Raw genomic sequence first — 25,656 nt, 5'->3', positions numbered from 1 at the left:
ACTCTGTCTACATACGGCAGAGTAATACAGGTAGACAGAGTTGTCTACTTACTTCAGGAGGCCATATGTCATTAGTTCCCCCGTTTGATAATGCCAGCGCCAGCAAAAAAGTGCGTATGGCCGAGGATGCGTGGAATTCACGCGATCCGCAACGCGTCGCGCAGGTTTATGCGCCGGACACGCGCTGGCGTAATCGCGCGCAGTTTATCCATGGTCGCGATCAGGTCGTTGCCTTTCTGACCCGTAAATGGGCGCAAGAGCACCAGTATCGTTTAATCAAGCAGTTGTGGGCCTGTAGCGACGATGTGATTGCGGTGCGTTTTGCCTATGAATGGCATGATGACAGCGGTAACTGGTTTCGCAGCTACGGCAATGAAAACTGGCGCTTTAATGCGGAAGGTTTGATGACCGAGCGTTTCGCCAGCATCAACGATTTGCCAATTCAGCCGGACGATCGTCTGTTTCACTGGCCGCTGGGGCGCCGCCCGGATGAACATCCGGGATTAAGTGAACTGGGTTGTTAATAATCAGCTCTGCCGCCAGCGACAGAGCCTGAGATGGCTTAGCCTGCCGCCATTTCGCGTTTAAATACCGCCAGCGTATGGGCTTTGACGCGGATAAACTCCGGATCGCTCATCGCTTCCGCACCGCGTGGACGCGGCAGGGTAAAGGGCACAATTTCGGCGACGCTGGTGGGCCGCCGGGTCAGCAGCAGGATCTCGTCAGCGAGAAACACCGCATCTTCAAGGTCATGAGAGACAATCAGCATGGTCACCCCGGTGGCCTGCTGCACTTCCTGCAGCTTGTCACGAATAAACAGCGTCATTTCAAAATCCAGCGCGGAGAAAGGCTCATCGAGAAACATCACCTCCGGGCCAGGCGCCAGCGCACGCATAATACATACCGTCTGCTGCTGTCCACCCGACAGCTCATACGGATAACGCTGCAAATCAAAGCGGATATCAAACATCTGCGCCAGTTCCTGCACCCGCGCCTGCACCGCGCTTTTACTCATGCCGCGGCGCAGCAGCGGATAAGCAATATTTTTCCATGCGCTCATCCATGGGAACAGCGCCTCACGATAGTTCTGGAAGACATAGCCAATGGTGGTTTCAGCAAGGGTTTTGCCATCAAACAGCACTTCACCCTGGTCGGGCGGGATCAGCCCGGCCACCATATTCATCAGCGTTGATTTGCCGCAACCATTCGGGCCGAAAATCGAGACAATCTTGCCCTTTGGCAGATCAAGATTGAGGTTCTGATAGAGCGGCTGACCGGCAAAAGATTTATACAGGCCGCGAATAGTGACGTGGGTGTTACGGGCGGGATAGATCATTTCCGTTGTCGTCATGCTTTGCCACTCCAGTGGACGAAACTTTTCTCAATCAGCAGAAAAACCAGATTTAGCAGGTAGCCAAAAGCGCCGGTAATCAGAATCGAAGCGTACATATCTTTGATATTAAACACCTGCTGGGCGTCGATAATGCGGTGTCCCAGCCCGGTTTCGGAACCGATAAACATCTCGGAGACAATCACGATCACCAGCGCCATGGAGACGCCGGTACGCAGGCCGACAAAAGTCTGCGCCAGGCTCTCCATCAGCATAATGTCTTTAAAAATATGCCAGCGTGAAATTCCCATCACTTGCGCCGCCATTAACCGGGTCTTTTTGGCGTTCATTACGCCATAAGCGCTGTTAAACAGGATCACCAGCACCGCCGCAAAGGCGGCAATCGCGATTTTATTGGCGTCGGTGATGCCGAAAATTAACATAAATAGCGGGATCAGCGCCGACGAGGGGGTAGAACGAAAGAAGTCGATCAGGAACTCGACGCTGCGGTAGACTTTTTCGCTGCTGCCTGACACGATGCCGAGCGGCACGCCAATCACCGCAGCAAAAGCGAACGCCATTAGCGTGCGATACAGCGTGGCGCCAATATCCTGCATCATGCTGGCGTCACCCAGCATCGAAAACAGATAGCCAAGGGTTTCACCAGGCGAAGGCAGCAGCACCGGATTAAGCCATCTGGCGCTTACCGCCGTTTGCCACAGCAAAAACAGTACCACCGGGCCGATAAACGGCAGCAGGCGACGTGACCAGCGTGATGACATATAACCTCCCTGTCAGGCGTGATAGATAATTTTGGCGACGTCTACTGGCTGACGGAAAATTTTACGCTCGCTAAACACGTCATAAAATTTCTGGAACCATTGCAGATTATTGCCCGTAAGCTGGTCGTACATCACAAAGCCCGGCAGCGGCACCTCTTTCACCAGTGCCGGTTCAATGCTGGTGTAGCCTGCGACGTTTTCACGCGCGGCATCCGGGTTTTGCTGAATAAATTCAACGGCTTTGCCATAGGCGGCGATAAAGGCTGTAGCCTGCGCATTTTCACTGCTGATAAAACTGCTGGTCAGCGCGGCAGCGCCGCCAAACCATGGCGCGGCGGCATCGCCCAGCACATATCTGGAAATCACGCCGGTCTCCAGCACCCGCGCCAGACCTTTCATACGGCCCACGGTACCGGTGGGTTCGAGGGTATAGACACCGTCGACTTGTCCGGCAGCAAGGGCAGGGGCATGCTGACCGACCGGCAGCTCCATCACCTGTGGCGCGGTAAAACCATTTTTTTCCAGAATGATTTTTGCCATAGTGACGTTCTGAATGCCGGGGCCGCAGGCAATTTTTTTGCCTTTTAGTTCTGCGATGCTTTGTACTGTGCTATTGAGTGGCACCAGAAATTCATCCAGCACCATTTTTTCATTAGATGGATTGGCGCAGATGATTTTAAACAGATTGGGACTGGTGATTTCACCCAGTCCCAGTGCGCCAGTAGCAGTACCGTTGGCGCAGCCGTGAATGCGGCCAGTGATCATCGACTCGACCACTTGTTGTGCGCTGGCGAATTTTACCGCTTTAACATTGAGTCCGGCCTGCTTAAACAGACCGCGCTCGACGCCGACATATAGGGGTAAACCGCCGACAATCGGCCAGTAGCCGATGCGAATCTCTTCTTCGGCGGCGAAGGCCAGCTGACTGCCGAGCATGCCCTCCAGCGCCACGCCACCGAGGGTCAGGGCGGAGTACTTCATCAGGCGGCGGCGCAACAGGTCAATATTTACCGTTTTTTTATCTTCGCTCATAGCCAGCTCCCAGCTTCTCAATGTTGTGTACACTTGTATACAAGATAAAAAACATTAAGCAGAAGTTGTGCCAGGTTTACTGCTGGCGCTGTACAAGGGATTTATCGCTGGCGCACCGGATTGCTAGCATCGCTTTGGTGCAGCTTGTTCCGTAATGGTGCTTGCGTGCGGAGATCAAAAAAGCCCCGATAAACGGGGCCTTAATGGAATGCTAGCGATGGCGTTGGCGGGTAAGAGTTTTAGCTCGAGTCTGTTTATAATATTTATGGCCTGAGTAAATCACCAGACCAATCAGCACTACGAGGAGCACGATATTTTGCATATAAGTCTCCTTTATAGCTTGTTGTCATACGCAAATAGCTTGAGTGAGATCGCTGTCTCGGACATTCATTCTGGTCAGGCGAAGCGCTGGGGTCAAGGGGGCGTTGGCTGATTTACAAATGCTTTAACTGCGGCAATTTTTGTTAACAAAGAGCAACAACAGGGAAATAGTATGAAGTGTTATCTGCTGCGAGGGGCGTTTTTACTGGCATGTTTAACCGTAGCGTCCTGTGACAGGCCGCAGGCGCTGGCGGCTTCTCCGCTGGTGCTGGAAGGTAAAACCATGGGCACATTCTGGCGCGTCAGCCTCGCGGGGGTCGACAGCACGCGTGGCGCCGCGCTGCAACAGACGATTCAGCAGCAACTTGATGAGGACGATCATCAGTTGTCAACATGGAAAACCGATTCCGTACTGTCCCGTTTTAATCAGTATCGCGGCTCGCAGCCGCAGCCGGTCAGCGCCAATATGGCGCATATCATCACCATGGCGCTGCGGATTGGCATTAAAACTGGCGGCGCGATGGATATTACCGTCGGGCCGCTGGTCAATCTGTGGGGTTTTGGGCCGGACAGGCAGCCAACTCATACGCCAGACCAGGCGGAGATTGATGCGGCGCGCGCGCTGACCGGCTTACAGCATCTGAAGGTGATCCAGACCGGTGAAGGACAATGGCTGCAAAAAGATCTGCCAGCGCTGTATGTCGATCTCTCGACGATGGGTGAGGGTTTTGCCACTGACCATCTGGCGCGACTGATGGAGAAAGAGGGGATTAATAACTATCTGGTCTCCGTCGGCGGAGCGGTGCTGACGCGCGGCAGAAATGCCGAAGATAAACCCTGGCGCGTCGCCATCCAGAAACCTACCGATCAGCAGAGTGCTGTGCAGGCGGTGGTCGATTTACAGGGGCATGGCATCAGCACCTCCGGCAGTTATCGCAACTATTATGAGCTGGACGGGAAACGTATTTCTCATGTTATTGACCCGGTGAGCGGACGCCCGATTGAGCATAAGCTGGTATCAGCAACGGTGATCGCCACCACCGCGCTGGAAGCGGATGGCTGGGATACCGGACTGATGGTGCTGGGTACGGAAAAAGCCAGACAGCTGGCGATACGCGAAAAACTGGCGGTATATCTGATCAGTAAGCAGGATGACGGTTTCACCAGCTGGATGTCGCCGCAGTTTGCGGCCTTTATTCAGAAACAATAGCGCCGCCGCTAAGCGGTGCAGGAGAAAAGTATGCTGGATCTGTTCGCTGATGATGCGCCCTGGTCGGAGCCGCTGGCAGAGGGCGCGGTGATATTACGTCGTCTGGTGCGTGATGAGGGGGCGGAATTGCTGGCACTGGTGCTGGACGTGGCGGCGCAGAATCCGTTTCATCACCGCATTACGCCGGGTGGCCACCGCATGTCGGTGGCGATGACCAATTGCGGCGATCTTGGCTGGTCAACCGATGCGCGTGGCTATCAGTATACCGAACAGGATCAGGCCACCGGACGACACTGGCCACCGATGCCGCCACGCTTTCGTCAGCTGGCGACCGCCGCTGCCGCACAGGCGGGGTTTGCTGATTTCCAGCCTGACGCCTGCCTGATAAACCGCTATGAGCCGGGCGCGAAACTTACCTTGCATCAGGATAAGGATGAAAAGGATCTGCGCCAGCCGATAGTTTCGGTTTCACTGGGTCTGCCGGCGGTGTTCCAGTTTGGCGGTTTTGAGCGTGGTGACGCCACGCAGCGCGTGTTGCTGGAGCATGGCGATGTGGTGGTATGGGGTGGCCCGTCCCGTCTGCGCTTTCATGGCATTCTGCCGCTTAAAGCCGGCGTGCATCCCCTTGCCGGCGCTTATCGCTACAATATTACTTTTCGTCGCGCGCATTGACCGGGGCCGATAACGGCCCCCCCCCACAACATCGTAGGGGCGGCGTTCTCGCCGCCCGTGTCGATAATTGCCCCCACAACCGAAAACCGATAGCAGAATGAGAATTATTATTGCTATCGAATCGCTTCTCATTAAACTGCTGGCAGCTTGTTCTTTTTGTTTTTCTGATTATTTTAAAAAACACAGGAAGTTGTTATGGAGTTGCTTTACGTTGTTTATAAGCAGTACCGCTGGCCGTTTATCCTGGTAATGATCCTCAGTCTGCTCAGTGCTGTGCTGGGGATTGGACTGATTGCTTTTATTAACCGTGAGTTAATTGTGAATGTTAACTCGTCGCTGCTGGTGCTTCCTCAGTTCCTGGGTTTATTGCTGCTGCTGATGGCGGTCACTTTTGGCGCTCAGCTGGCGCTTACCCAGCTGGGACATCACTTTATTTATCGTCTGCGCGGCGAATTTATAAAACGTATTCTGGATACCCGCGTTGAACGTATCGAACAGATTGGTAACGCCCAGCTGCTGGCGGGGTTAACCAGCGATGTGCGCAATATTACGCTGGCGTTTGTGCGCCTGCCGGAGCTGATTCAGGGGATTATTATCACCATCGGTTGCGCCGCTTATCTGGCGTGGCTTTCGCCGCAAATGATGATGGTGACCACTGTCTGGGTGGCGGTCACCGTGGTTGGCGGCTGGTTGCTGGTGTCACGGGTTTACCGCCATCTGGCGACGCTGCGTGAAACCGAAGATCGTCTGTATAAAGATTATCAGACGGTGATCGATGGCCGCAAAGAGCTGGCGCTGAACCGCGAACGCGCGCAACAGATCTTCGAAGATGTCTATCAGCAAGACGCGAAAACCTACCGTCACCATATTGTTCGTGCCGATACGTTCCATCTGAGCGCGGTCAACTGGTCGAATATTATGATGCTTGGCGCGATTGGCCTTGCCTTCTTTATGGCCAACAGTCTTGGCTGGGCAGATACCGCCGTGGCCGCCACCTATTCACTGACGCTGCTGTTTCTGCGTACGCCGCTGTTGCAGGCGGTGGGCGCGTTGCCAACCTTACTGAGTGCGCAGGTAGCGTTTAATAAGCTTAATACCTTTAAGCTGGCGGACTACCGTGAAGCGTTCAGCACACTGCCGCCGTCGAAAAACTGGCAGACGCTGGAACTGCGCGATGTAGTGTTCCATTACGGTGACAGCGGTTTTGCCGTCGGTCCGATCAATCTGACCCTGAAGCGCGGTGAACTGGTGTTTTTGATTGGCGGCAATGGCAGCGGTAAATCGACGCTGGCGATGTTGCTTACCGGTTTATATCAGCCCGCCTCCGGTGCGCTGATACTGGATGGCGAAGTCATTGATAGCGAACGCCTCGATGAATTCCGTAAGCTATTCTCGGCGGTGTTTACCGATGTTCATCTGTTTGACCGCCTGATTGGCCGCGACGGTGTGCCTGCCGATCCGGCGCTGGTGCAACAGTGGCTGGAACGCCTGAAAATGCAGGATAAACTGAAGCTGGAAGGCAATAAGGTGCTGAATCTGCAACTGTCCAAGGGACAGAGCAAGCGTCTGGCGCTACTGCTGGCCACCGCCGAGCAGCGCGATATTCTGCTGCTGGATGAGTGGGCTGCCGATCAGGATCCGCATTTCCGCCGCATCTTCTACCGCGAACTGCTGCCGTGGTTACAGGGAATGGGGAAAACGGTATTTGCCATCAGCCATGACGATCACTACTTTATCCATGCTGACCGTCTGCTGGAAATGCGCGATGGCCAGCTGAGTGAGCTGACCGGCCATGAACGTGAGCAGGCGACGCTCGACGCGGTAAAACGCACCGATACCGCACACTAAGGTTTCTGCCTGCTGAGGAGACATGATGAATATGCAACAGATGGTGTTGTTAATATCCACAGGGTCTCTTTCTGCCGCATGGCTCTGCTGGCTGGTGAAAGCTAAAAAGATTGATAAGTGGCTGGCGACAGGGCTGTTTACCGCGCTGATGCTGGTGTGCAGCCAGGTGGCGCGCAGTGATTTCCTTAACTCAGACGCTGACAGCACCCGCAGTGTGCACCAGCAGGTCAGTGAAAGCCTCGATAAGTTGCCGGTGATGGTCACCCTGCAACAGCAGGATCCGGCAACCCGTCTGGCGCTGGAACAGTCGGTACTGGCGGCGATTGAGCAGGGTATGAGCAGGCATCAGGCGCTGGGGCAGTTGCAGGCTGAGATCGCCGAAGTGATTGGCAGGCGGGTCTATTACGCGCCGGACAGTGATATCAATCAGTATATGGCGGTCACGCTGTTACAGCTTGGCGAGCTGCAACAGCAGGGCGGTAGCCTGTGCTTTCAGTTCCTGTTTCCACAAACCGCGGGTGGCATTGACCCGACGAAATATAATTCGGCAGAAGTGTTAATGCAGCGCGTGGAAACGGATAACCATCTGCTGCTCGCCTCTTATCAGCAGCCGCAAAGCAACAGTAAGCAGGATACATTGCAGGCTAATGCCCGTATGCAGCAGATTGCGCAACAGCTGGGACAGAAGTATGGCGATGACCTGAAAATGCTGGTGCCACCGCAGCGTAATGATGTCGATCATCAGCAGGTGTGCCGGATTATCAGCGATCTTTATCAGCGCGTGATGGCGCTGCCGCCAGAGCAGTCTGCGCCGGTGCTGCGTATTATGCTGCGTAGCGGTGAGTCCTGATGAGTTAAATGCATTTATTTTGAAGATATTGTTATTAGTCAGCGGGATAGCAAAAGGCTAAGCTCTTTTCAGACCCGGGCATCAGCAGCCTGCCGTCTTTCCTGAACTTTTCTGTCGTCTTGCCAAATGGTTAACGCCGGTTTATCACATTGATAAACCGGCTTTTTTATCGCTAAAATGCGGAGAGTTACAGTACGCTGGCGAGGAAACGCCGGGTACGCGGATGTTGCGGCTGATTCAGTACCTGTTGCGCCTGTCCCTGCTCGACGACCTTGCCATCAACCATAAAGACCAGCCGGTCCGCCACTTCGCGCGCAAAACCAATCTCATGGGTCACCACCACCATAGTGGTGCCGGAACGCGCCAGTTTTTTAATCACATCCAGCACTTCACCGACCAGCTCGGGATCCAGCGCTGATGTTGGTTCATCAAACAGCATGACACGGGGATTGAGTGCTAACGCGCGGGCAATAGCAATACGCTGCTGCTGGCCGCCAGAAAGATGGCGCGGCCAGGCATCGGCTTTTTCACGCAGGCCAACGGTGTCCAGCAGCTGATACGCCAGCGCGATAGCCTGCGCGCGGCTCTGCTTTTTGTGCGCAATCGGCGCTTCAATAATATTCTCCAGTACCGTCAGATGCGGGAATAAATTGAAGTTCTGAAACACATAGCCCACTTCGGTGCGCTGGCGCAGAATGGCTTTCTCTTTCAGCTCATGCAGGCGATCGCCTTTACGCTGATAGCCAATATAATCACCATCAATCTGAATATAGCCTTCATCCACGCGCTCAAGATGATTAATGGCGCGCAGCAGCGTCGACTTGCCGGATCCTGACGGACCAAGGATCACCGTGACCGAGCCGGGATCCAGCTCCAGCGACACCTCATCCAGCGCCTTATGGCGACCGAAGCTTTTACTGACCTGGGTAATGCTTATCTGACCGCGCACCGTGTTTGTTGCGTAATCAATGGCTTCTGACATGGCTGACTCCCTGAGCAAGGCTGCGCCGTTGCAGGCGTTGACGGATCTGACGCCACAGTGGCGGTCGCTGGCTGCGAGTGGCGCTGCGCGCCAGCCAGCGTTCAACGTAGTGCTGGATCACCGACAGCACGGTGGTGACGATCAGATACCATACCGCGCCCACCATCAGCAGCGGGATCACCTGCTGAGTGCGGTTATAGACCATCTGAATGGTGTAAAACAGCTCTGGCATCGCCAGTACATAAACCATCGCGGTGCCTTTCGCCAGACTGATCACCTCATTAAAACCGGTGGGAATAATCGCGCGCAGCGCCTGCGGTAAAATAATGCGCATGGTGCGACGGCGCGCTGGCAGGCCGAGCGCCATCGCCGCTTCAAACTGCCCCTCATCGACACCGAGAATGCCGCCGCGAATAATTTCGGCGGTATAGGCCGCCTGTACCAGCGTCAGGCCAATAACCGCAGTGGGAAACTGGCCGAGCACATCAATGGTCTGATAACTGGCGAATACCAGCGGGGTAAACGGGATACCCAGCGACAGCGTGTCGTACAGGTATGAGAAGTTATACAGAATGATCAGCACCACAATCAGCGGCAGCGAACGAAACAGCCAGATATAGCCCCAGGCGAGACTGGAGAGTAACCACGAAGGCGAGAGGCGCGCCAGCGCCAGTGCCGATCCGAGCAGAATGCTGAACAGAGTGCCGAGCAGCGTCAGCAGCAGGGTCTGCGCCAGCCCGTGCAGAATCACCGGATCAAAGAACCAGCGGGCAAACACCGACCACTCCCAGCGCGGATTCAGCGCCACCGACTGGATCACCGCTGCAAGGATAAATAGCGCCAGTAATGCGCCGAAATGGCGCAGCGGATAACGTGCGGGCACCACGCGTAATTTTGTAGTTAATTTCACTGACCGCTCCTTAACTGGCATCGGCGTTTGCCGTAACGGTTAACGGTTTGGTAAAACGCAGACGGCCATCATAAGGCGGCAGGGCGTAGCTTTCCGCATCGCGGGTAATATCAAACTGCGGCTGATAGCCATGCGCCAGATAGAGCCGTACCGCCTCGGGCTGACGAAAGCCGGTAGTCAGATAAAGCTGCTGATAACCGGCGCGCAGTGCGCGCCGCTCCAGTTCCTGCAGGATCACCAGCGCCAGTCCCTGACGGCGCACATCCCGGCGCGTCCAGATGCGTTTCAGCTCGGCGGTTTGCGCATCAAACGCTTTATAGGCGCCCATGGCGATGATTTCGCCGTCGCGCTCCAGCACAATAAACAGTCCCTGCGGCGGCAGATACCACTCGGTCAGCTCCTGCTCCTGTTGTGCGGAAAAAAAGTCGCCGTAACGCGCTTCATATTCACCAAACAGGCCGCTAAGAATCGGTTGCAGCTCCTCCGCTTCCGGCGACAGCTCGCGAAATTGTGTCTGACTCATGGTTACCCCCTTAATCGCCGAGGCCTGGTGGATTGATTTCGGAATGGTCGAGGCGTTCAATGCCTTCACCCCAGCGGTTCAGCACCTTGTCGTAGCTGCCATTTTTAATCACGCCATTCAGCGCAATATTGACCGGATCCACCAGGCCATTGCCTTTTTTCAGGGTGACGGCGATATGCGCCGCTTTTGGCCAGCCACCGTCAACGCTGCCGACGCGTCTGGTCTGGCCGGTCAGCGCGGCTTTCCATGCGCCAATCACATTCGGACCAAAGTAAGCATCCGCACGGCCCGACTGCAGGGCCAGCGTCTGCGCCGCATCATCTTTGCTGTAAACCGGGGTAAAGGCTTTCAGCCCTTTAGCCTGATTGGCCTGATCCCACGCCAGCAAAATGGCTTCCTGATTAGTGCCGGAACCGACGATAATCCGCAACCCGGCAATATCTTCCGCTTTAGTGATGGCGCTGATTTTGCTGGTGGATTTGACATAAAAACCGAGTGAATCTTTACGGTAAGTAGCGAAATCGAATTTCTCCTTGCGATCTTTGGTCACCGTCACATTGGTGATAGCAGCATCATATTTGCCGGATGCCACGCCCAGCGGCCAGTCTTCCCACGAGGTGGCGACCACATTCAGCTCCAGGCCAAGGCTGTCAGCCACCAGGCGGGCGATATCCGCCTCACTGCCGAGCAGAGTTTTATTATCATCGGAAAACAGCGTTAACGGCGGTGAGTTCAGCCCGGCAATCGCCACGGTAAATTTGCCCGGTACCGCAAAGCGGTGAGCGGCCGGAATACTGGCGATGGCCTGCGGATTTTTCCCGGTATTCACCGGCACTTTATTGGCTTCGACGCTGACGCCCTGGCCGTTGAGATTGACCTCTTCGGCAGCAGTGAAGCCGCTGCTCAGCAATCCGCAGAGCAGTGCGAGGGTAAATAGTGGATTCGTTTTTGTCATCTCAGACTCTTATTGTGTGAAGGATGCAGCAGCAGGTGAATTTTTTAACGCCGGGCGTATCGCGGATGACGGCCACCGATTGCCGTCATCATTAACCTCCCGGGCGGTATTTATTGATGGTTATGCGGTGGCTAACTGATGACCGGCGAGTAATTCCAGCGACCTGATACGGCGATATCCGTCACTGACTGGTGTATCGATAATAAATTCATCGATATTAAAACGGCGCTGTAAAGCATCCAGCTGTTGATGCACTTCGCTGGCGTTGCCTTTTATTACGGAAGAGACGCGTGGTTCTATACGATAATTTTCTGCGCCAGACTGGCGAATAAAGGCATCGGCCTGCTCCAGGCTGCCGACGGTGACACTCTGGCCATCAGCGGTCTGTACACGATAATGTTGCAGGTCGCTGGCCAGCCGTTCCGCCTCTGCCGCGCAGTCGGTGGTAATAACCTGTACCGCCAGCAATGCGCGCTGACCACCGCTGTGGCGATGGTAAGCCTCCAGTGAGCGCGCCAGCTCATCAATATCGCCATTAATATGCGCCGCAAAGACGAACTGCCAGTCAAGACTGGCTGCCAGCCGGGCACTGTTTTCGCTGGCGCCCAGCAGAAAACGTTGCGCCGGCTGGGAGGGCAGCGGGGTCGCCTGCAACTTATCCTGTTGCGGCGCGCTGTTGTCAGGTCGCAGCCAGCGATCAAGCTGCTCCAGCTGGGCGGCAAAATCGCCTTTTTCCGCCTGATGCAACCCCTGCTGTAACGCGCGGGTGGCGAGCGGCAGACCGCCGGGCGCTTTGCCAACGCCGAGATCAACGCGGCCAGGCGCCAGCGACGCCAGCAGATTAAAGTTCTCCGCTACTTTATACGGGCTGTAGTGCTGCAACATTACACCGCCGGAACCCACGCGCAAACGCCGGGTATGCGCCAGAATCCAGGCAATCAGCACTTCGGGCGCCGGGCTGGCCAGCGCTAAGGTATTATGATGTTCCGCCAGCCAGAAACGATGAAAACCCCACTCTTCAGCACGCTTTGCCAGTTCCAGGGTACGGGCTAACGCCTGCGACGGCGATTCGCCGTCGGCAACCGGGCTTTTATCCAGCAGGCTCAGTCGATAGGCCATAGTAGCGATTCCTTAATTACTGTTGGTGTCGGCAATTATTGAAGTCGCTAACAATTCCTGTAAAACAACAAATTTTGCTTTATGTAGCGATTAAACGGGATTAGCGCTATTGCTTGCTGGCAGATTTGGTTGGCACAAATTGGCATTTGTCGGGGGGGGATTACGCGGGTTTTAATGAACCTTCATTTACAGAGGAGTGAAACGATGAAAGGTTTATGGCTGCATTTTACCCGTATGTTCCATGTACCCTCTGGTATGGCAACGCTGGATAGTTGTCGGATCATTGAAGCTATGATGCCGATGGTCGAGCTGTACGGTGTTGATATTCATGGGCTGCCTTCGCAGCGCGACGATATTGAACCTCGCTAGTTACAGCGTGGCGCAGGCGACGGCAGGTCAGAGCTCATCAATAATCAAGGTGGTGATCTCATCCTGCTGTTGTTGAAAATAGCCGTTAAACAGGCGTCCGGCCTGCAGTCCGGCACTGAAATCGCGCGTCAGCCTCAGCTGCGCGCGACCCGTAGCTCCCTCCAGCCCGACAATTTCGGCACTGTGAAAATCCATAAATTGCCGCAGCAGCGGAAACAGCGCTTTATACAAACTCTCTTTTAAAGAAAACGTCAGCGTCAGCGCCTGCGCCAGCGGCAATCCGCACTGTTTTAATACCTGCAATTCGCTGGCGGAGACAATCATTTCACTCAGTTCAGATGCGCTCTGCGCCTGCATTGTCTGTTCCGCATCCACGCCAATCTGGCGACCCGGTTGCGCCGCAGCGGTAACAATTACCGCCCGCTGCGTGGTATGGCTTAGCGAGCCACAGAACCCTGGCGGCCAGATCGGCGCGCGCTGTTCATCATTCAGCAGCAGAAAATCGTCCACTCCAGCAGCGGCCAGTGCGCGGCGCGCGGCATAGCGGCTGGCAAGGTATTCCGCACGGCGTTTTTTTACCGACTTACTCAGATGCGCAGGGGGATCGACCGCCAGCAGGGCGAACAGCGAATCGTCAAAATGGTGCAGTTCAAAACGTATCTCTGTCAGCCTCAGCCATGAGAACTGCGGCAGCATTATCTCGCGCAAGGTGCGGATAAACGGCGTCGGCGGATAAGACAAGCTAATGAAATCGTTGAGCATGGCCTGCACAGTGTGAGTAAGCGGTGGGCAAATTACAGCAGCAATAGTCGATAAATTCAATGAAGTGGCGGAAGAGAAGTGACTCAGGAGCACACTCCTGAGTCATCAAACAGGGGGTAACTTAATCGTTTGGCGGAATGGCGAAGCCCTTTAACGACACAATAAAGTGCTGGCTTCCTTTGCTGATTTTGGCGCCTTTTTCGCACCAGCGGCTGGCGAGGCGGAAGAAATCGTCACTGCCAATATCATAGGCCAGTTCGACTTTATTAATCCCTGAATGCAATAATTCTTCTGCGTCTTTGTCGTTTTTTGCTTTCATAACAACCATGGTTATGGTTCCGTGTTGGCAATTTTGAGACGCCAGAATAAGAAATTTATATGACAATTTTATTTCAGGTCGATGAATTAAGATTAATGCCAGCATAGTTTGCAACGCAGCGCACGCTTTGTGCGGCAAAACGGCAGTTATTGCTGATCGTTGCTAAAGCCGGGTCCGGCTTGTTGGTTGCGATGCTGCGCTAAAAAAACCAGCTGCAATAGCTGGCTTTGAAGATTAACGCCTCTGGCATCAGGCGATCTTATTTTTCTGCATTACCACCAGTCATACTTAAAGTTCATCAGCAGAATAAGGGCGCTTATCGCCATTATGTTTACGGAAACAACGATTTTGCTCATGCAATCATCCCGTTATGGTTGGCCTGATATGATTTTAGAACAAGATTTTTGACCCGCCACTGTGGTTTTGCTGCGTGATTAAATTCTGCATGGTGGGCAAGGATGTTAAGCAGTTGTTAGTGGGAGCGTTATTGCCAGTATTTTGCACTGTATTAGAATGGTCTGCATTCCGGGTGCGGAGGAGGGCATTAGTGAAAAGACTGGCGGGTGAGCATTTCTCTGATTCAACTTTGGCGAGAAGTAATGCGATTGCATTGGCAATGCATATGCATTATGTTATGCCTGTCGAGAGCAATTGAACTCAGCGATGGTCAATGCCTGATGTGTCAAAACCGGAGTATTAAAAATGATTGATTTAAACCAGGCGGAAGTGTCACTGCGCGCTGAATCGCGGCTCACCGAGCGCAGTCAGACCACTATTCCCGCAGCGATTCGAGATGCGCTGCATCTGAAGCCAGGCGAAGTTATTAAATATTCCCTGCTGTCAGGTGGTCAGGTCATCATGTCCCGGCAGAGTGAGGAGCAGAGTGACCCGGTGGTAGCTCAATTTCTCATGTTTATGGAGCATGACATGCTGAAAAACCCGCAGAATATTCACCGTGTGCCGGTGGCTTTCTGGGCGGACATTAAAGAACTTACTGCTGGAGTTATGGTTGATTTAGACGCGCCGCTTACTGATGACGAGTAGGAGGCTGGTGTGGATTTTTTGGAAATTAATGGCTGGAAGGTTTATTTTTACTCGTGCTTCATCTCTCAGTTAACGCCGCTATATCAGGCGGTGGCTGCACTCAAAGCGAATCATCAAGATAATTACCACAAGAAGCGCCAGACAAAGTTGTTAGCGGCGTATGTACAGGTGATAGAGCGGATCGCTTCTGACCCTCTCGGATCGCAATTCCGGCAGGGTGATACGTTGGGAGTAAATAATAAAAACTGGTTCCGCGCTAAATTTTTGCAGCAGTACCGTCTGTTTTATCGCTGCAGCGAGCAGCATAAAGCCATTGTCATCGGATGGGTAAATGATGAAAACACCTTACGTGCTTACGGTAGTAAGACAGACGCCTACAAGATATTTGAAGCTATGTTAAAGCTTGGTGATCCGCCCAGTGACTGGGACACCTTACTTGCCAGGGCGAAAACTGACACGCAGGCTATGCCACCAGAACTCTTTGAAGGTTTTTGATGGCGAATAAGGCGTGTATCGGCGGGTTTTACTGCCCGCTATCCTCTTATATTCCATAAAGCCTTCCTTAACGCACGAAACCATCACCAAATCCCGGGCAATAAAAAACCAGCCATAAAAGGCTGGTTCTTAAAAGGTTTTTTGGTCGGCACGAGAGGATTTGAACCTCCGACCCCGGACACCCCATGACCGTGCGCTACCAGGCTGCGCTACGTGCCGACACAGTACAATAATAGTACCGTTTTCGTTTTTGATTGCAAGCCACTGATGCGTTAACCGCTTTAAAAATAATCAGTTAGCAATGAATCTTTTCTCTTCCGTCAGCACCTGCAACAGCAACGCCAGTTGCGGTTTATGGTTCTTCAGCGGCTTACCATCCTGACCAAATGCCTGATAGCTGCCGTTATTATCAAGGATCAACGTGCTCTGCGGTGTAGTGATCACCAGACGGCGATCTTCCCCGGTACTGGCGACCCAGTCATGACGGCGCTGCGCGGCAAACAGATCTTCACCCTGTGAATACTCCCCTGATGCGGTGCTGACATGCAGCAGACGTTGCATCAATGTGGTCATCACATCCTGATGGTCGGTCAGTTTGTTGACCTGCTGCGCTGGCGTATTTGGCCAGTGCACTACCAGCGGTACCTGTAAACGCGCACGGTTGCCGTCGCTGGTATTGTCATCCAGCGCCACACCACGTTGGGCAGTAATGACCACCACGGTATTTTTCAGCAGATCTTTCTCTTTTAAGCGATCCAGTACTTGCTGAATCTGCTGATCAACCCGCGCCGCGCCGCGCAGATAACGACGGCTGCTATCCTCGGCATTGCCCGCCAGATCGCTCAGACCATCGTAAGAGATATAGGAGAACCACGGTGCACGATTTTCTTTCTGGCCATCCAGCCACTGCTGCCACTGGCTGGTGGTTTGTGCGTTCGGCTGGTTCTCAGAAGAGGGCAGGGAGAAATCTGCCAGCAGCGCCTGACGGTACAACGGTGAACTAAAGCCATCCGAGGCGAACAGACCAAACTGATAGCCTTGCTGACTCAGGGCATTTATCAGCGCTGACGGGATGCGCGAGGACAACACGCCATCCATATAACTAGGCGAGATACCGTAGAACAGACCAAACAAACCGGCATCATCTGAGCTTCCGGCGCTAAAGTGCTGGCTGAAGCGTACGTTTTGCTGTGCAAACTGTTGCAGATTCGGCAGCGCTTTCGCCATGGTCGCTTCATTAAGCCCATCGACGGTAATCACCAGCAGATTGTGGCGCGTGCCGCCGTCGCGGAAACTGATATCGCTTAACGGATAGGCTACCGACAGCGCTTCCGGATTCCCCTGCTGCACCAGACGACGCTGATACTCCTGCGCATCCAGCAAACCATGCTTCTCAAGGAAACGACGTGCGGTCATCGGATAGGAGAGCGGCAGGTTAGCGCGCTGCATGGTAATCGGGCGATAGAAGTTAGCGTCAGCCCAGATATACATCAGGTGGCTGGTAAAGAAGGCGGTAATAAACAGCGCGGCCAGCGGCTTGCCGAAGCTGCGGCGATTCAGACTGCGCAGCTTCTGCCAGCTCCAGGTGGCGAACAGCATCTCCACCAGGAATATCAGCGGCAGGCTGATAAACATCAGCTGCCAGTCACGCGCCATTTCACTCTGATCGGGGTTGACCACCAGTTCCCACACCACCGGATTAAGGTGCAGATGGAAACGGCTAAACACCGCGCTGTCGACCAGCAGCAGTGTCATTCCGGTGGTGGCGACAATGGCGGAGAGGAGCCTCATCAGCCGCTGCGACATCACAATAAAGGTTAGCGGGAAGATAATCAGCAGATAACCGGCAAACACCAGAAAGCTGAAGTGGCCGATCCAGCTGGTAAAGGCGTAGAGCCGACCGCCCAGCGATGCAGGCCAGTCGGCAAGCAACAGGAAGCGGCTGCCCAGGATAAAGGCAAAAATGATATTAAACAGAGCGAACCAGTGCCCCCAGCTAATCATCTGGGAGACTTTTTCACGGTAGCGCTGCCGGTTGGTTACCATAATGGGGTCTGGATCATCACATTAATGGGCTTTATCTTCGCGAACAGAAGCCTGAAGTGCATCAGCGAAGGAACGTGCCAGTATCTGGCGTTGTGCAGGCGCCACGCTGGTATTGATTAAATTGGTCACCATATTTCCGAGGATCATCAGGGAAAGATCGGTTGGCGTCTGGTTTTTTTCCAGCACCTGGACCATTTCTGCGAGGATTTTCTCCACGCGTTCGTCACTATAACGGGATGATTGTGGCATAACGTCGAATTATTCAAGTATTAAAGGGCGGTATCTTACCGTATCAGCGCGATTTTTTCCGCACTTTTATCGTAAGCGGCGTGTTAATGCTGGTTGATCGCGACGACGCGCAGTGATTGAATACGCGCCTGAGCCATTAAGGAGAGTTTACCATGAGTCTGGATATCGATCAGATTGCCCTTCACCAGCTGATTAAGCGCGATGAACAGACGCTGGAGCTGGTTTTGCGCGCGTCGTTGCTGCCGACTAACGCCACAGTTGAGGCGATGGTGGAAGAGTTACACCGCGTCTATAGCGCAAAAAGCAAAGCCTACGGCCTGTTTAACGAAGAGAGCGAGCTGGCCGATGCGCTGCGCAACTGCCGTAAAGGGGAGGATGATTTCCTCGCTTTTAGCCGCGCCGCCACCGGACGTCTGCGTGATGAACTGGCCAAATATCCGTTTGCCGAAGGCGGAGTGGTGCTGTTCTGCCACTATCGTTACCTGGCGGTGGAGTATCTGCTGATTGCGGTGCTGAGCAGCCAGAACAGTATGCGCGTTAATGAAGAGCTGGATATCAGCTCGACGCACTACCTCGATATCAACCATGCGGACATTGTCGCGCGTATCGATCTGACTGAATGGGAAACCAATCCGGAGTCGACCCGTTATCTGACTTTTCTGCGCGGACGCGTGGGGCGCAAAGTTGCCGACTTCTTTATGGATTTCCTCGGCGCCAGCGTCGGTCTGGACACCAAGGCGCAGAACCGCGGTCTGTTGCAGGCGGTGGATGACTACTGTGCAGAGTCCGAACTGGATAAAGGCGAGCGGCAGAACTATCGTCAGCAGGTTTACAGCTACTGTAATGAGCAGTTACAGGCGGGTGAAGAGATTGCGCTGGAAGATCTGTCAAACGAACTGCCGCCATTAGGTGAGAAGAGTTTCCAGGCTTTTACCCAGGATCAGGGCTATGAGCTGGAAGAGACTTTCCCGGCGGACCGCAGCACCCTGCGTCAGCTGACCAAATTTGCCGGCAGCGGCGGCGGATTAACGCTGAATTTTGACGCCATGCTGCTGGGCGAACGTATTTTCTGGGATCCGGCGACCGATACGCTGACCATTAAAGGCACGCCGCCTAATCTGCGCGATCAGCTTCAGCGCCGCACTGGCGGTAAATAAAGCAAAAAAAAACGCCGCATATGCGGCGTTTTTTCTTCAACTGATTCGCAATTAAGCGCGAACGAAGTCGATGTGGTGCAGTTTTGGCTTGAACGGATGACGCTGAACAGCCTGGATCTTAACTTTAACTTCTTTGCCATCAACAACCAGGGTCAGAACTTCGTCGTAGAAACCTGGTTTGGTCTGCTGGTTCATCACTGAGTCATGATCCAGTTCGATAGCTACAGCTGCTTCCGCGCCACCATAAATGATTGCCGGGAATTTGTTAGCTGTACGCAGGCGGCGGCTCGCACCCTTACCCTGCTGTTTACGTTCTTCTGCAATGATAGTGAACATGTTATTTCTCATTCAATAAATGTTCCTGCTACAGGCGACCCAGTAACAGGTTGGATTGTTCGTACTATAGTGTGCTCAGGCTTTCGCAAAAGCGGGCGGCATTATAGCCGCGTTTGCCGGTGCGGGCAAACAATACCGTCGTTAACTCAGCTCGTTGGCGCGGCGAAAGCGGCCCTGGTAATCAAAAATTTTCTCGCGCACCTGCCAGAAATGGCGCTGCTGACGGGCGACAACAAAATCAGGATGGCGCAAGAGCGGTTGCAGCGCCACCACATCAGCGGCGCTTTGCCAGCCAAGCGGCACGCCCGGCGCGCGCTGATGCGGACGCATAAACAGCTGTTCAAAAGCCTTACGCTGCGCCGGGCTTTTTAAGCGGAAGCGTTCGCTGACGCTGGTGCCATCTTCGTCAAAATAGCTGGCTTTCAGCCACTCGCCTTTTTCATCGCTGCCATGCGTCAGTTCCATCCCGCCGCAACGCAGCACCAGCGCATCTTTCAGTTTTAGCGCGGCCTTAAGCATATCGTCAGGATCAACCAGCACCGCGTCGCACTGATGGCAACGGCGTGCGGCAATATCGTTCTCGGCATTGCAGTGCGGACAGCTTTTAAAGCGAAAACGGTAGTCGCACTGCTCGCGCTCACCGTCGTCATCTTCCATCACGCCCTGACAACGACGGCCAAAGTGTTCAATGATGGCGCCGTCGGCAGTGGCTTTACCCCAGAAGGTATTGGCAAAGCCGCAGGCAGGGCAGAACACCTGTACCGGCTGATTGTCGCTTTTGCCTTTTGGCGCGCCCACTTCCGGCGTGAAAAGATCGTGCGGATTACCGGCATAGTCGAGGATCAGGCAGTCGCTTTTCCCTTCACACAGGCGTAAACCGCGACCAACAATTTGCTGATACAGGCTGACGGACTCGGTAGGCCGCAGAATAGCAATCAGATCCACATGGGGAGCATCAAAACCGGTGGTCAGCACCGCCACATTCACCATATAGCGCAACTGCTGCGCTTTAAACGCGGTGATAGTGGCGTCGCGCTCCGCCGCCGGGGTGTCGGCGCTGATTAACGCCTTACCCGGCGGTAACAGACCGAGGATCTCTTTGGCATGTTCGACAGTGGCGGCGAAGATCATCACCCCTTTGCGGTCGGCAGCGAACTCAACGATCTGCTGAATAATATGCGGCGTCACGCGCTGCTGCTGTTTCAGCTCGCGATTAAGATCGGCCTCGCTAAACAGACCGTTTGGCTGGGCGTTCAGGCGACTGAAATCGTATTGCACCACCGGCATATCCAGCCGTTCCGGCGGCACCAGGAAGCCATGCTTAATCATATAGCGCAGCGGCAGTTCATAAATGCAGTCACGAAACAGCGCCTGATCATCGCCACGCACCATGCCGTGATAGTGGAACTGATAGATCCAGCCTTTGCCCAGCCGGTAGGGGGTGGCGGTCAGCCCCAGCAGGCGCAGCTGGGGATTATGCTGACGCAGATGATGAAGAATCTGGCGGTACTGACTGTCGTCATCGTCGCTGATACGGTGGCATTCGTCGACAATCAGCAGCGAAAATGCGCTGTCAAATTGCTCCAGATTGCGCGCCACTGACTGCACGCTGCCAAACACCACTTTACTGTGGCTCTCTTTGCGTTGCAGTCCGGCGGCAAAGATATCCGCATCCAGCCCGTAAGCCTGGTATTTGCTGTGATTCTGCGCCACCAGCTCTTTGACGTGGGCCAGCACCAGCACGCGCCCACGCGCCAGCCTTGCCAGTTCGGCAATCACCAGGCTTTTGCCCGCGCCGGTGGGCAGTACAATCACTGCCGGTTGCTGCGAACCACGGAAGTAAGTGAGCGTGGCATCCACCGCTTCCTGCTGATAAGGACGAAGAGTAAACGACATAACAAGGCACAATTCTGGAAACAGGGTCGTATTATGCCATGAAAGCCGCTGAACGGTGCGATCCCCTCTGTCAGGCGCGCTTAACACTCGCTATACTGTTCAGCAATACCTTCCCGGGCGCGCAGGCGCTTTTCAAACGTCTATCGCAAGATGACGTCGGATTTCATTTCAAGAACACAGGCAAAGCAGATTTAATGCGACTCGATAAATTTTTATCTCAGCAACTGGAAATTAGCCGGGCAATCGCCGCACGCGAAATTCGCGCTAAACGTGTCACCATTGATGGTGAGATCGTGCGTGACACGTCGTTTAAGCTGGAACCCGAGCACCAGGTTGAATATGACGGCAATCCGTTACAACAGCAGTTTGGGCCGCGCTATTTTATGCTGAATAAACCCGAAGGCTATGTCTGCTCGACAGACGATCCCGATCATCCTACCGTGCTGTACTTTCTCGAAGAGCCAACGGCTTACAAACTGCACGCCGCCGGGCGACTGGATATTGATACCACCGGTCTGGTGCTGATGACTGATGATGGTCAGTGGTCACATCGTATTACCTCCCCGCGTCATCACTGCGAGAAAACCTATCTGGTGACGCTGGAGTTGCCACTGGCTGAGGATACGGCGCAGCAGTTTGCCGATGGCGTCCAGCTACATAACGAAAAAAGTCTGACCAAACCGGCGACGCTGGAAGTGATCGGCGAGCACCAGGTGCGTCTGACCATCAGTGAAGGGCGTTATCATCAGGTAAAACGTATGTTTGCCGCAGTGGGCAACCGGGTTGTCGCGTTACATCGTGAACGTATTGGTGAAATTGCGCTGGATGACGATCTGGCTCCGGGTGAATACCGGGCGCTGACTGCAGAAGAGATCGCCAGTGTGGTGATACCGCAATAATCATATAAATAATAACAAGTAAGGGGCAATGGGTGCGGAAGGATAAGAACTCTTCACTGGGATTAGTGGTTATTCTCGGCCTGTTGGCCATGTTGATGCCGTTATCAATCGATATGTATCTGCCAGCGCTGCCGCAAATCGCCACCGAGTTTGGCGTATCGGCGGGTAGCGTGCAGATGACGCTTAACATTTATATTATGGGTTTTGCCCTTGGCCAGCTGTTTTATGGCCCGATGGCCGACAGCTTTGGTCGTAAGCCAGTGATTACTTTCGGCACCCTGACTTTCGCCATCGCCGCCGCAGCCTGCGCCATGTCGCAAACCATCGATCAGCTGATCAATATGCGTCTGCTGCATGGCCTGTCAGCGGCCGCAGGCAGCGTGGTGATCAGCGCGCTGATGCGTGACAGCTACTCGAAAGAGGAGTTTTCCCGCATGATGTCATTTGTGATGCTGGTGACCACCATCGCGCCGCTGCTGGCGCCGATTGTCGGCGGCTGGTTGCTGCTGTTCTGGAGCTGGCACGCCATTTTCTGGGTGATTTCTGTCGCAGCGGTGGTGACCACGGTGCTGGTTGTTACGCAGATCAAAGAGACGCTGCCACCAGAAAAACGGCAGAAATTTCACCTGCGCACCATGCTGGGTAACTTTTTGTCACTGTTTCGCCATAAGCGCGCCTTCAGCTATATGCTGGCCAGCGGCTTCTCCTTTGCCGGACTGTTTTCGTTTCTTAATGCCGGCCCTTTCGTCTATATCGAAATCAACCATATTTCGCCGCAGCACTTTGGCTATTACTTTGCGCTGAATATTGTCTTCCTGTTTGTAATGACGCTGATTAACAGCCGTTCGGTGCGCCGCTTTGGACCGCTGGCGATGTTCCGTCTCGGTCTGCTGATTCAGTTTGCGATGGGCATCTGGTTGCTGGTGGTCAGCGCATTAAATCTCGGCTTCCTGCCGCTGGTGTTTGGCGTGGCGATGTTTATCGGCTGCGTGTCGATGGTGTCGTCTAATGCGATGGCGGTGATCCTTGATGAGTTTCCGCATATGGCGGGTACCGCGTCGTCACTGGCGGGCACGCTGCGTTTTGGTGTTGGCGCACTGGCAGGCATGCTGCTGTCGAATGCGACCTTTACCAGCGCCTGGCCGATGGTGTGGGCGATTGCGCTGTGCGCCACGGTATCACTGCTGCTTTTCCTCTATGCCAGCCGGCCACGTAAGGCCGCGTAATTGTTCCCCGCCGATCCCTTTGCCTGCGGGCGGCGATAACGCCGCCTCTACAAAAAACATCATAACTCGTAGGGGCGGCGTTATCGCCGCCCGTCCCGCCTTTATTCCGCTATTCCATGCAAACAATGTTGCTTTATTGTGAAATTTAGCGCATATAAAAGTAACAATATTGCAGCAATAATGGTTGTGATCACTTTATGAACGCGGTACATATAACAATAAAATGAGAGCTGACTCTCAAAAATTACGTCGTAAATATGAAATGTTAAAAAACGCGACGGTTTGCATTGACGCTTATTGCAGTTGCTGACCAGGGATTCGGGTCGCTGCTTCACGCAGCCAGACAACCGTGTTTCCTGCTCAACGTTCTGGGGATTTGATTTGAATACGTTACAGCTTTCAGTTGTCCATCGCCTGCCGCAGAGCTATCGCTGGTCGGCTGGTCTGAGTGGCGGAACCATCGAGCCACTGGAGATCAGCGGATTAACCAATGATAACGACCTGATTGGCCTGAAATTATTAAGCCATAACGGCGAGTCGGCGTGGGATATTATGCAGATATTAAAAACCGCGCTGAACGAAATCCAGGTGGAATGCGCGGTAGTGGAGTGGCAGGGCGAACCCTGCCTGTTTGTGCATCGCAATGATGAAAGCGCGACCAACTGCCGCCTGAAAAATCAGGGCGTCGCCATTGCTGAAGCCTTTTCCGCCAGCAATCCTTTCTGAAACCCGCTCAGGCCAGCGCCAGTAACTGGCGGGTATATTCCTGCTGTGGCGCGGCAAAAATCTGCTCGCAGTCACCCTGTTCCACTACCTCTCCCTGACGCAGCACCACCACCTGATGACACAGCGATCTCACCACCTGCAAATCGTGACTGATAAATACATACGCCAGCCGGTGCTGTTGCTGGAGATCTTTTAGCAATGTCAGAATCTGTTTCTGCACCGAGCGATCGAGTGAAGAGGTCGGTTCATCGAGGATAATCAGCTCCGGTTGCAGGATCAGCGCGCGTGCAATCGCAATACGCTGACGCTGACCACCGGAGAATTCCGCCGGATAGCGATGGCGGCTGGCGGGGTCGAGTCCCACCTCCTGCATGGCGGCGATCACCTGCTGGTCGTGCTGCGCTGCCGTCAGCTGCGGGCGATGCACCTGCAATCCTTCGGCAATAATCTGCGTCACGTTCAGTCGTGGATTAAGCGACGAATTTGGATCCTGAAACACCACCTGAATGCGCGGACGTACTGCCAGCATCTGCTTACGATTCCAGCCATGAATCGGCTTACCATCAAACCAGATATCGCCCTGTGACTGTATCAGGCGCAGCAATGCCAGACCGGTGGTGCTTTTTCCCGATCCTGACTCACCTACCAGTCCGAGGCTTTCCCCTGGTCGTAGCTCGAAGCTCAGCGCTTTCAGTGCATGATGGTGATCGACAACCCGGCGCAGCAGACCGCGTTTGATCGGAAAGGAGACCTGCAGATTTTCCACCCGCAGCAGCGGCGCTTTCGCACTGTCGGCCGGGGAAGGGCGGCCTTCCGGTTCGGCATCCAGTAATTTACGTGTGTAGCCGTGCTGCGGGGCGTTAAACAGCTGGTGGGTGCTGCTCTGCTCCACGACCTCGCCGTTTTGCATCACCGTGACGTTATCCGCCAGCTGACGCACAATATTCAGGTTATGGGTAATAAACAACAGTCCCATATTCAGTTCCTGCTTCAGCTCTTTCAGCAGCTTCAGGATCTGCGCCTGCACCGTAACATCAAGCGCGGTGGTCGGTTCATCGGCAATCAGCAGTTCCGGCTGGGTCAGCAACGCCATGGCGATCATCACGCGCTGACGTTCACCGCCGGATAACTGATGGGGAAAATCATTCAGACGGCTTTTGGCGTTGCGAATGCCAACCCGATCAAGACAGTTAAGCATTTCGCCGCGTGCGGCTTCTTTACGCATGCCGCGATGCAGTGACAGCACTTCATACAGCTGTTTTTCAATGCTGTGCAACGGATTGAGCGACACCATCGGTTCCTGAAAAATCATCGCCATCCGGTTGCCACGTAGTCCGCGCAGGGTGCGTTCATCGGCCTGCAACACATTCTGACCGCCGAAATGGATCTCCCCGCCGGTGTAAATGGCTGGCGGCGTTGGCAACAGGCGCATCACCGACAGTGCTGTAACGCTTTTGCCGGATCCCGATTCCCCTACCAGCGCCAGCGTTTCCCCGGCTTCCAGCGACAGCGACAGGCGATTCACCACCTGCTGCTGCACATTGCCCTGGCGAAAGGCGATACTGAGATCCTTAATGGTAAGAAGTGGCGTACTCATA

Annotated in this window: 27 protein-coding genes and 1 tRNA gene; 12 read left to right on the top strand and 16 right to left on the bottom strand. The window is 54.2% G+C overall.

Going from position 1 to position 25,656, the window contains the following annotated elements:
* Positions 1–65 precede the first annotated feature (65 nt).
* Positions 66–524: a nuclear transport factor 2 family protein gene (locus tag J2125_RS03935; RefSeq protein WP_017799476.1), complete on the top strand. Its 459-nt coding sequence runs from the start codon at positions 66–68 to the stop codon at positions 522–524.
* Between the two features lie 38 nt (positions 525–562).
* On the opposite strand, the gene J2125_RS03930 is transcribed toward J2125_RS03935, so the two are convergent.
* The 3 genes from J2125_RS03930 to J2125_RS03920 are packed head-to-tail and all read right to left on the bottom strand — an operon-like array spanning position 563 to position 3,144.
* Positions 563–1,351 carry an ABC transporter ATP-binding protein gene (locus tag J2125_RS03930; protein WP_017799475.1) on the bottom strand — a complete coding sequence of 263 codons (789 nt, stop codon included), beginning with the start codon at positions 1,349–1,351 and terminating at the stop codon, positions 563–565.
* A complete protein-coding gene (locus J2125_RS03925; RefSeq protein ID WP_017799474.1) occupies positions 1,348–2,112 on the bottom strand; it encodes an ABC transporter permease in 765 nt (254 codons plus the stop codon). The genes J2125_RS03930 and J2125_RS03925 overlap by 4 nt, the downstream gene beginning before the upstream one ends.
* Before the next feature lie 12 nt (positions 2,113–2,124).
* Positions 2,125–3,144, bottom strand: coding sequence for an ABC transporter substrate-binding protein (locus J2125_RS03920; protein WP_017799473.1), 1,020 nt, complete (start codon positions 3,142–3,144; stop codon positions 2,125–2,127).
* A 493-nt stretch (positions 3,145–3,637) separates the two neighbouring features.
* On the opposite strand from J2125_RS03920, the gene apbE reads away from it, so the two are divergent.
* The 4 genes from apbE (at position 3,638) to J2125_RS03900 (ending at position 8,045) form a co-directional block, all read left to right on the top strand.
* Positions 3,638–4,675 (top strand): FAD:protein FMN transferase ApbE, encoded by a 1,038-nt coding sequence (apbE, locus tag J2125_RS03915; protein WP_017799471.1) that lies wholly within the window; start codon positions 3,638–3,640, stop codon positions 4,673–4,675.
* Positions 4,676–4,705: 30 nt separating this feature from the next.
* Positions 4,706–5,347 carry a DNA oxidative demethylase AlkB gene (alkB, locus tag J2125_RS03910; protein WP_017799470.1) on the top strand — a complete coding sequence of 214 codons (642 nt, stop codon included), beginning with the start codon at positions 4,706–4,708 and terminating at the stop codon, positions 5,345–5,347.
* A 195-nt stretch (positions 5,348–5,542) separates the two neighbouring features.
* Positions 5,543–7,195 carry a multidrug ABC transporter permease/ATP-binding protein gene (locus J2125_RS03905; RefSeq protein WP_017799469.1) on the top strand — a complete coding sequence of 551 codons (1,653 nt, stop codon included), beginning with the start codon at positions 5,543–5,545 and terminating at the stop codon, positions 7,193–7,195.
* A 25-nt stretch (positions 7,196–7,220) separates the two neighbouring features.
* Positions 7,221–8,045, top strand: a complete 825-nt coding sequence (locus J2125_RS03900) for a hypothetical protein (protein ID WP_017799468.1) — start codon at positions 7,221–7,223, stop codon at positions 8,043–8,045.
* A gap of 187 nt (positions 8,046–8,232) precedes the next feature.
* Here J2125_RS03900 and J2125_RS03895 read toward each other — a convergent pair whose 3' ends face one another.
* The 5 genes from J2125_RS03895 to J2125_RS03875 form a co-directional block, all read right to left on the bottom strand.
* The gene (locus J2125_RS03895; protein WP_017799467.1) at positions 8,233–9,027 is read right to left on the bottom strand and encodes an amino acid ABC transporter ATP-binding protein; all 795 of its coding nucleotides are present in this window, start codon (positions 9,025–9,027) and stop codon (positions 8,233–8,235) included.
* On the bottom strand, positions 9,011–9,937 hold the full coding sequence (locus tag J2125_RS03890; RefSeq protein ID WP_017799466.1) for an amino acid ABC transporter permease: 927 nt from the start codon (positions 9,935–9,937) through the stop codon (positions 9,011–9,013). The genes J2125_RS03895 and J2125_RS03890 overlap by 17 nt, the downstream gene beginning before the upstream one ends.
* 10 nt (positions 9,938–9,947) lie before the next feature.
* The gene (locus tag J2125_RS03885; RefSeq protein ID WP_017799465.1) at positions 9,948–10,460 is read right to left on the bottom strand and encodes a GNAT family N-acetyltransferase; all 513 of its coding nucleotides are present in this window, start codon (positions 10,458–10,460) and stop codon (positions 9,948–9,950) included.
* A gap of 10 nt (positions 10,461–10,470) precedes the next feature.
* Positions 10,471–11,415 carry an ABC transporter substrate-binding protein gene (locus J2125_RS03880; protein WP_017799464.1) on the bottom strand — a complete coding sequence of 315 codons (945 nt, stop codon included), beginning with the start codon at positions 11,413–11,415 and terminating at the stop codon, positions 10,471–10,473.
* 120 nt (positions 11,416–11,535) lie between these two features.
* Positions 11,536–12,534, bottom strand: coding sequence for an LLM class flavin-dependent oxidoreductase (locus J2125_RS03875; protein ID WP_017799463.1), 999 nt, complete (start codon positions 12,532–12,534; stop codon positions 11,536–11,538).
* A 204-nt stretch (positions 12,535–12,738) separates the two neighbouring features.
* Here J2125_RS03875 and J2125_RS03870 point away from each other — a divergent pair, with 204 nt between their 5' ends.
* On the top strand, positions 12,739–12,903 hold the full coding sequence (locus J2125_RS03870) for a hypothetical protein (RefSeq protein WP_017799462.1): 165 nt from the start codon (positions 12,739–12,741) through the stop codon (positions 12,901–12,903).
* 27 nt (positions 12,904–12,930) lie between these two features.
* On the opposite strand, the gene J2125_RS03865 is transcribed toward J2125_RS03870, so the two are convergent.
* Complete coding sequence (locus tag J2125_RS03865; RefSeq protein ID WP_017799461.1) at positions 12,931–13,665, bottom strand: 4'-phosphopantetheinyl transferase family protein; 735 nt, start codon at positions 13,663–13,665, stop codon at positions 12,931–12,933.
* 121 nt (positions 13,666–13,786) lie between these two features.
* Positions 13,787–13,993 (bottom strand): hypothetical protein, encoded by a 207-nt coding sequence (locus J2125_RS03860; RefSeq protein WP_017799460.1) that lies wholly within the window; start codon positions 13,991–13,993, stop codon positions 13,787–13,789.
* 693 nt (positions 13,994–14,686) lie between these two features.
* Here J2125_RS03860 and J2125_RS03855 point away from each other — a divergent pair.
* Both J2125_RS03855 and J2125_RS03850 read left to right on the top strand, forming a co-directional pair.
* Complete coding sequence (locus J2125_RS03855; protein ID WP_017799459.1) at positions 14,687–15,028, top strand: type II toxin-antitoxin system PrlF family antitoxin; 342 nt, start codon at positions 14,687–14,689, stop codon at positions 15,026–15,028.
* Between the two features lie 9 nt (positions 15,029–15,037).
* On the top strand, positions 15,038–15,523 hold the full coding sequence (locus J2125_RS03850; RefSeq protein WP_017799458.1) for a type II toxin-antitoxin system YhaV family toxin: 486 nt from the start codon (positions 15,038–15,040) through the stop codon (positions 15,521–15,523).
* 142 nt (positions 15,524–15,665) lie between these two features.
* On the opposite strand, the gene J2125_RS03845 is transcribed toward J2125_RS03850, so the two are convergent.
* The 3 genes from J2125_RS03845 to J2125_RS03835 all read right to left on the bottom strand — a co-directional run bounded on the left by J2125_RS03845 (position 15,666) and on the right by J2125_RS03835 (position 17,818).
* Positions 15,666–15,742, bottom strand: a tRNA-Pro gene (locus tag J2125_RS03845).
* Between the two features lie 72 nt (positions 15,743–15,814).
* Positions 15,815–17,569 (bottom strand): LPS biosynthesis-modulating metalloenzyme YejM, encoded by a 1,755-nt coding sequence (gene yejM, locus J2125_RS03840; RefSeq protein WP_017799457.1) that lies wholly within the window; start codon positions 17,567–17,569, stop codon positions 15,815–15,817.
* 21 nt (positions 17,570–17,590) lie between these two features.
* On the bottom strand, positions 17,591–17,818 hold the full coding sequence (locus J2125_RS03835) for a YejL family protein (protein ID WP_026111483.1): 228 nt from the start codon (positions 17,816–17,818) through the stop codon (positions 17,591–17,593).
* 152 nt (positions 17,819–17,970) lie between these two features.
* Here J2125_RS03835 and yejK point away from each other — a divergent pair, with 152 nt between their 5' ends.
* Positions 17,971–18,975 (top strand): nucleoid-associated protein YejK, encoded by a 1,005-nt coding sequence (yejK, locus tag J2125_RS03830; RefSeq protein ID WP_017799455.1) that lies wholly within the window; start codon positions 17,971–17,973, stop codon positions 18,973–18,975.
* Positions 18,976–19,026: 51 nt separating this feature from the next.
* Here the strand turns inward: yejK and rplY are convergent, their stop codons facing one another.
* On the bottom strand, positions 19,027–19,311 hold the full coding sequence (gene rplY, locus J2125_RS03825) for a 50S ribosomal protein L25 (RefSeq protein WP_017799454.1): 285 nt from the start codon (positions 19,309–19,311) through the stop codon (positions 19,027–19,029).
* Positions 19,312–19,452: 141 nt separating this feature from the next.
* Complete coding sequence (gene radD / locus J2125_RS03820; protein ID WP_017799453.1) at positions 19,453–21,207, bottom strand: DNA repair helicase RadD; 1,755 nt, start codon at positions 21,205–21,207, stop codon at positions 19,453–19,455.
* Between the two features lie 194 nt (positions 21,208–21,401).
* Between radD and rsuA the strand changes: the two genes are divergently transcribed.
* From rsuA to J2125_RS03805, 3 genes are all read left to right on the top strand, one after another.
* A complete protein-coding gene (rsuA, locus tag J2125_RS03815; RefSeq protein WP_026111482.1) occupies positions 21,402–22,106 on the top strand; it encodes a 16S rRNA pseudouridine(516) synthase RsuA in 705 nt (234 codons plus the stop codon).
* Between the two features lie 32 nt (positions 22,107–22,138).
* A complete protein-coding gene (locus tag J2125_RS03810) occupies positions 22,139–23,332 on the top strand; it encodes a Bcr/CflA family multidrug efflux MFS transporter (protein WP_017799451.1) in 1,194 nt (397 codons plus the stop codon).
* Positions 23,333–23,713: 381 nt separating this feature from the next.
* Positions 23,714–24,058, top strand: a complete 345-nt coding sequence (locus J2125_RS03805) for a YejG family protein (RefSeq protein ID WP_017799450.1) — start codon at positions 23,714–23,716, stop codon at positions 24,056–24,058.
* A gap of 7 nt (positions 24,059–24,065) precedes the next feature.
* On the opposite strand, the gene yejF is transcribed toward J2125_RS03805, so the two are convergent.
* Positions 24,066–25,655, bottom strand: a complete 1,590-nt coding sequence (gene yejF / locus J2125_RS03800) for a microcin C ABC transporter ATP-binding protein YejF (protein ID WP_017799449.1) — start codon at positions 25,653–25,655, stop codon at positions 24,066–24,068.
* Between the last annotated feature and the right edge of the window lies 1 nt (position 25,656).

Source organism: Winslowiella toletana (genome assembly GCF_017875465.1).
Taxonomy (GTDB): domain Bacteria; phylum Pseudomonadota; class Gammaproteobacteria; order Enterobacterales; family Enterobacteriaceae; genus Erwinia; species Erwinia toletana.
The sequence above is the reverse complement of the archived record's forward strand: the minus strand, read 5'-3'. Positions and strand labels throughout refer to the sequence as shown.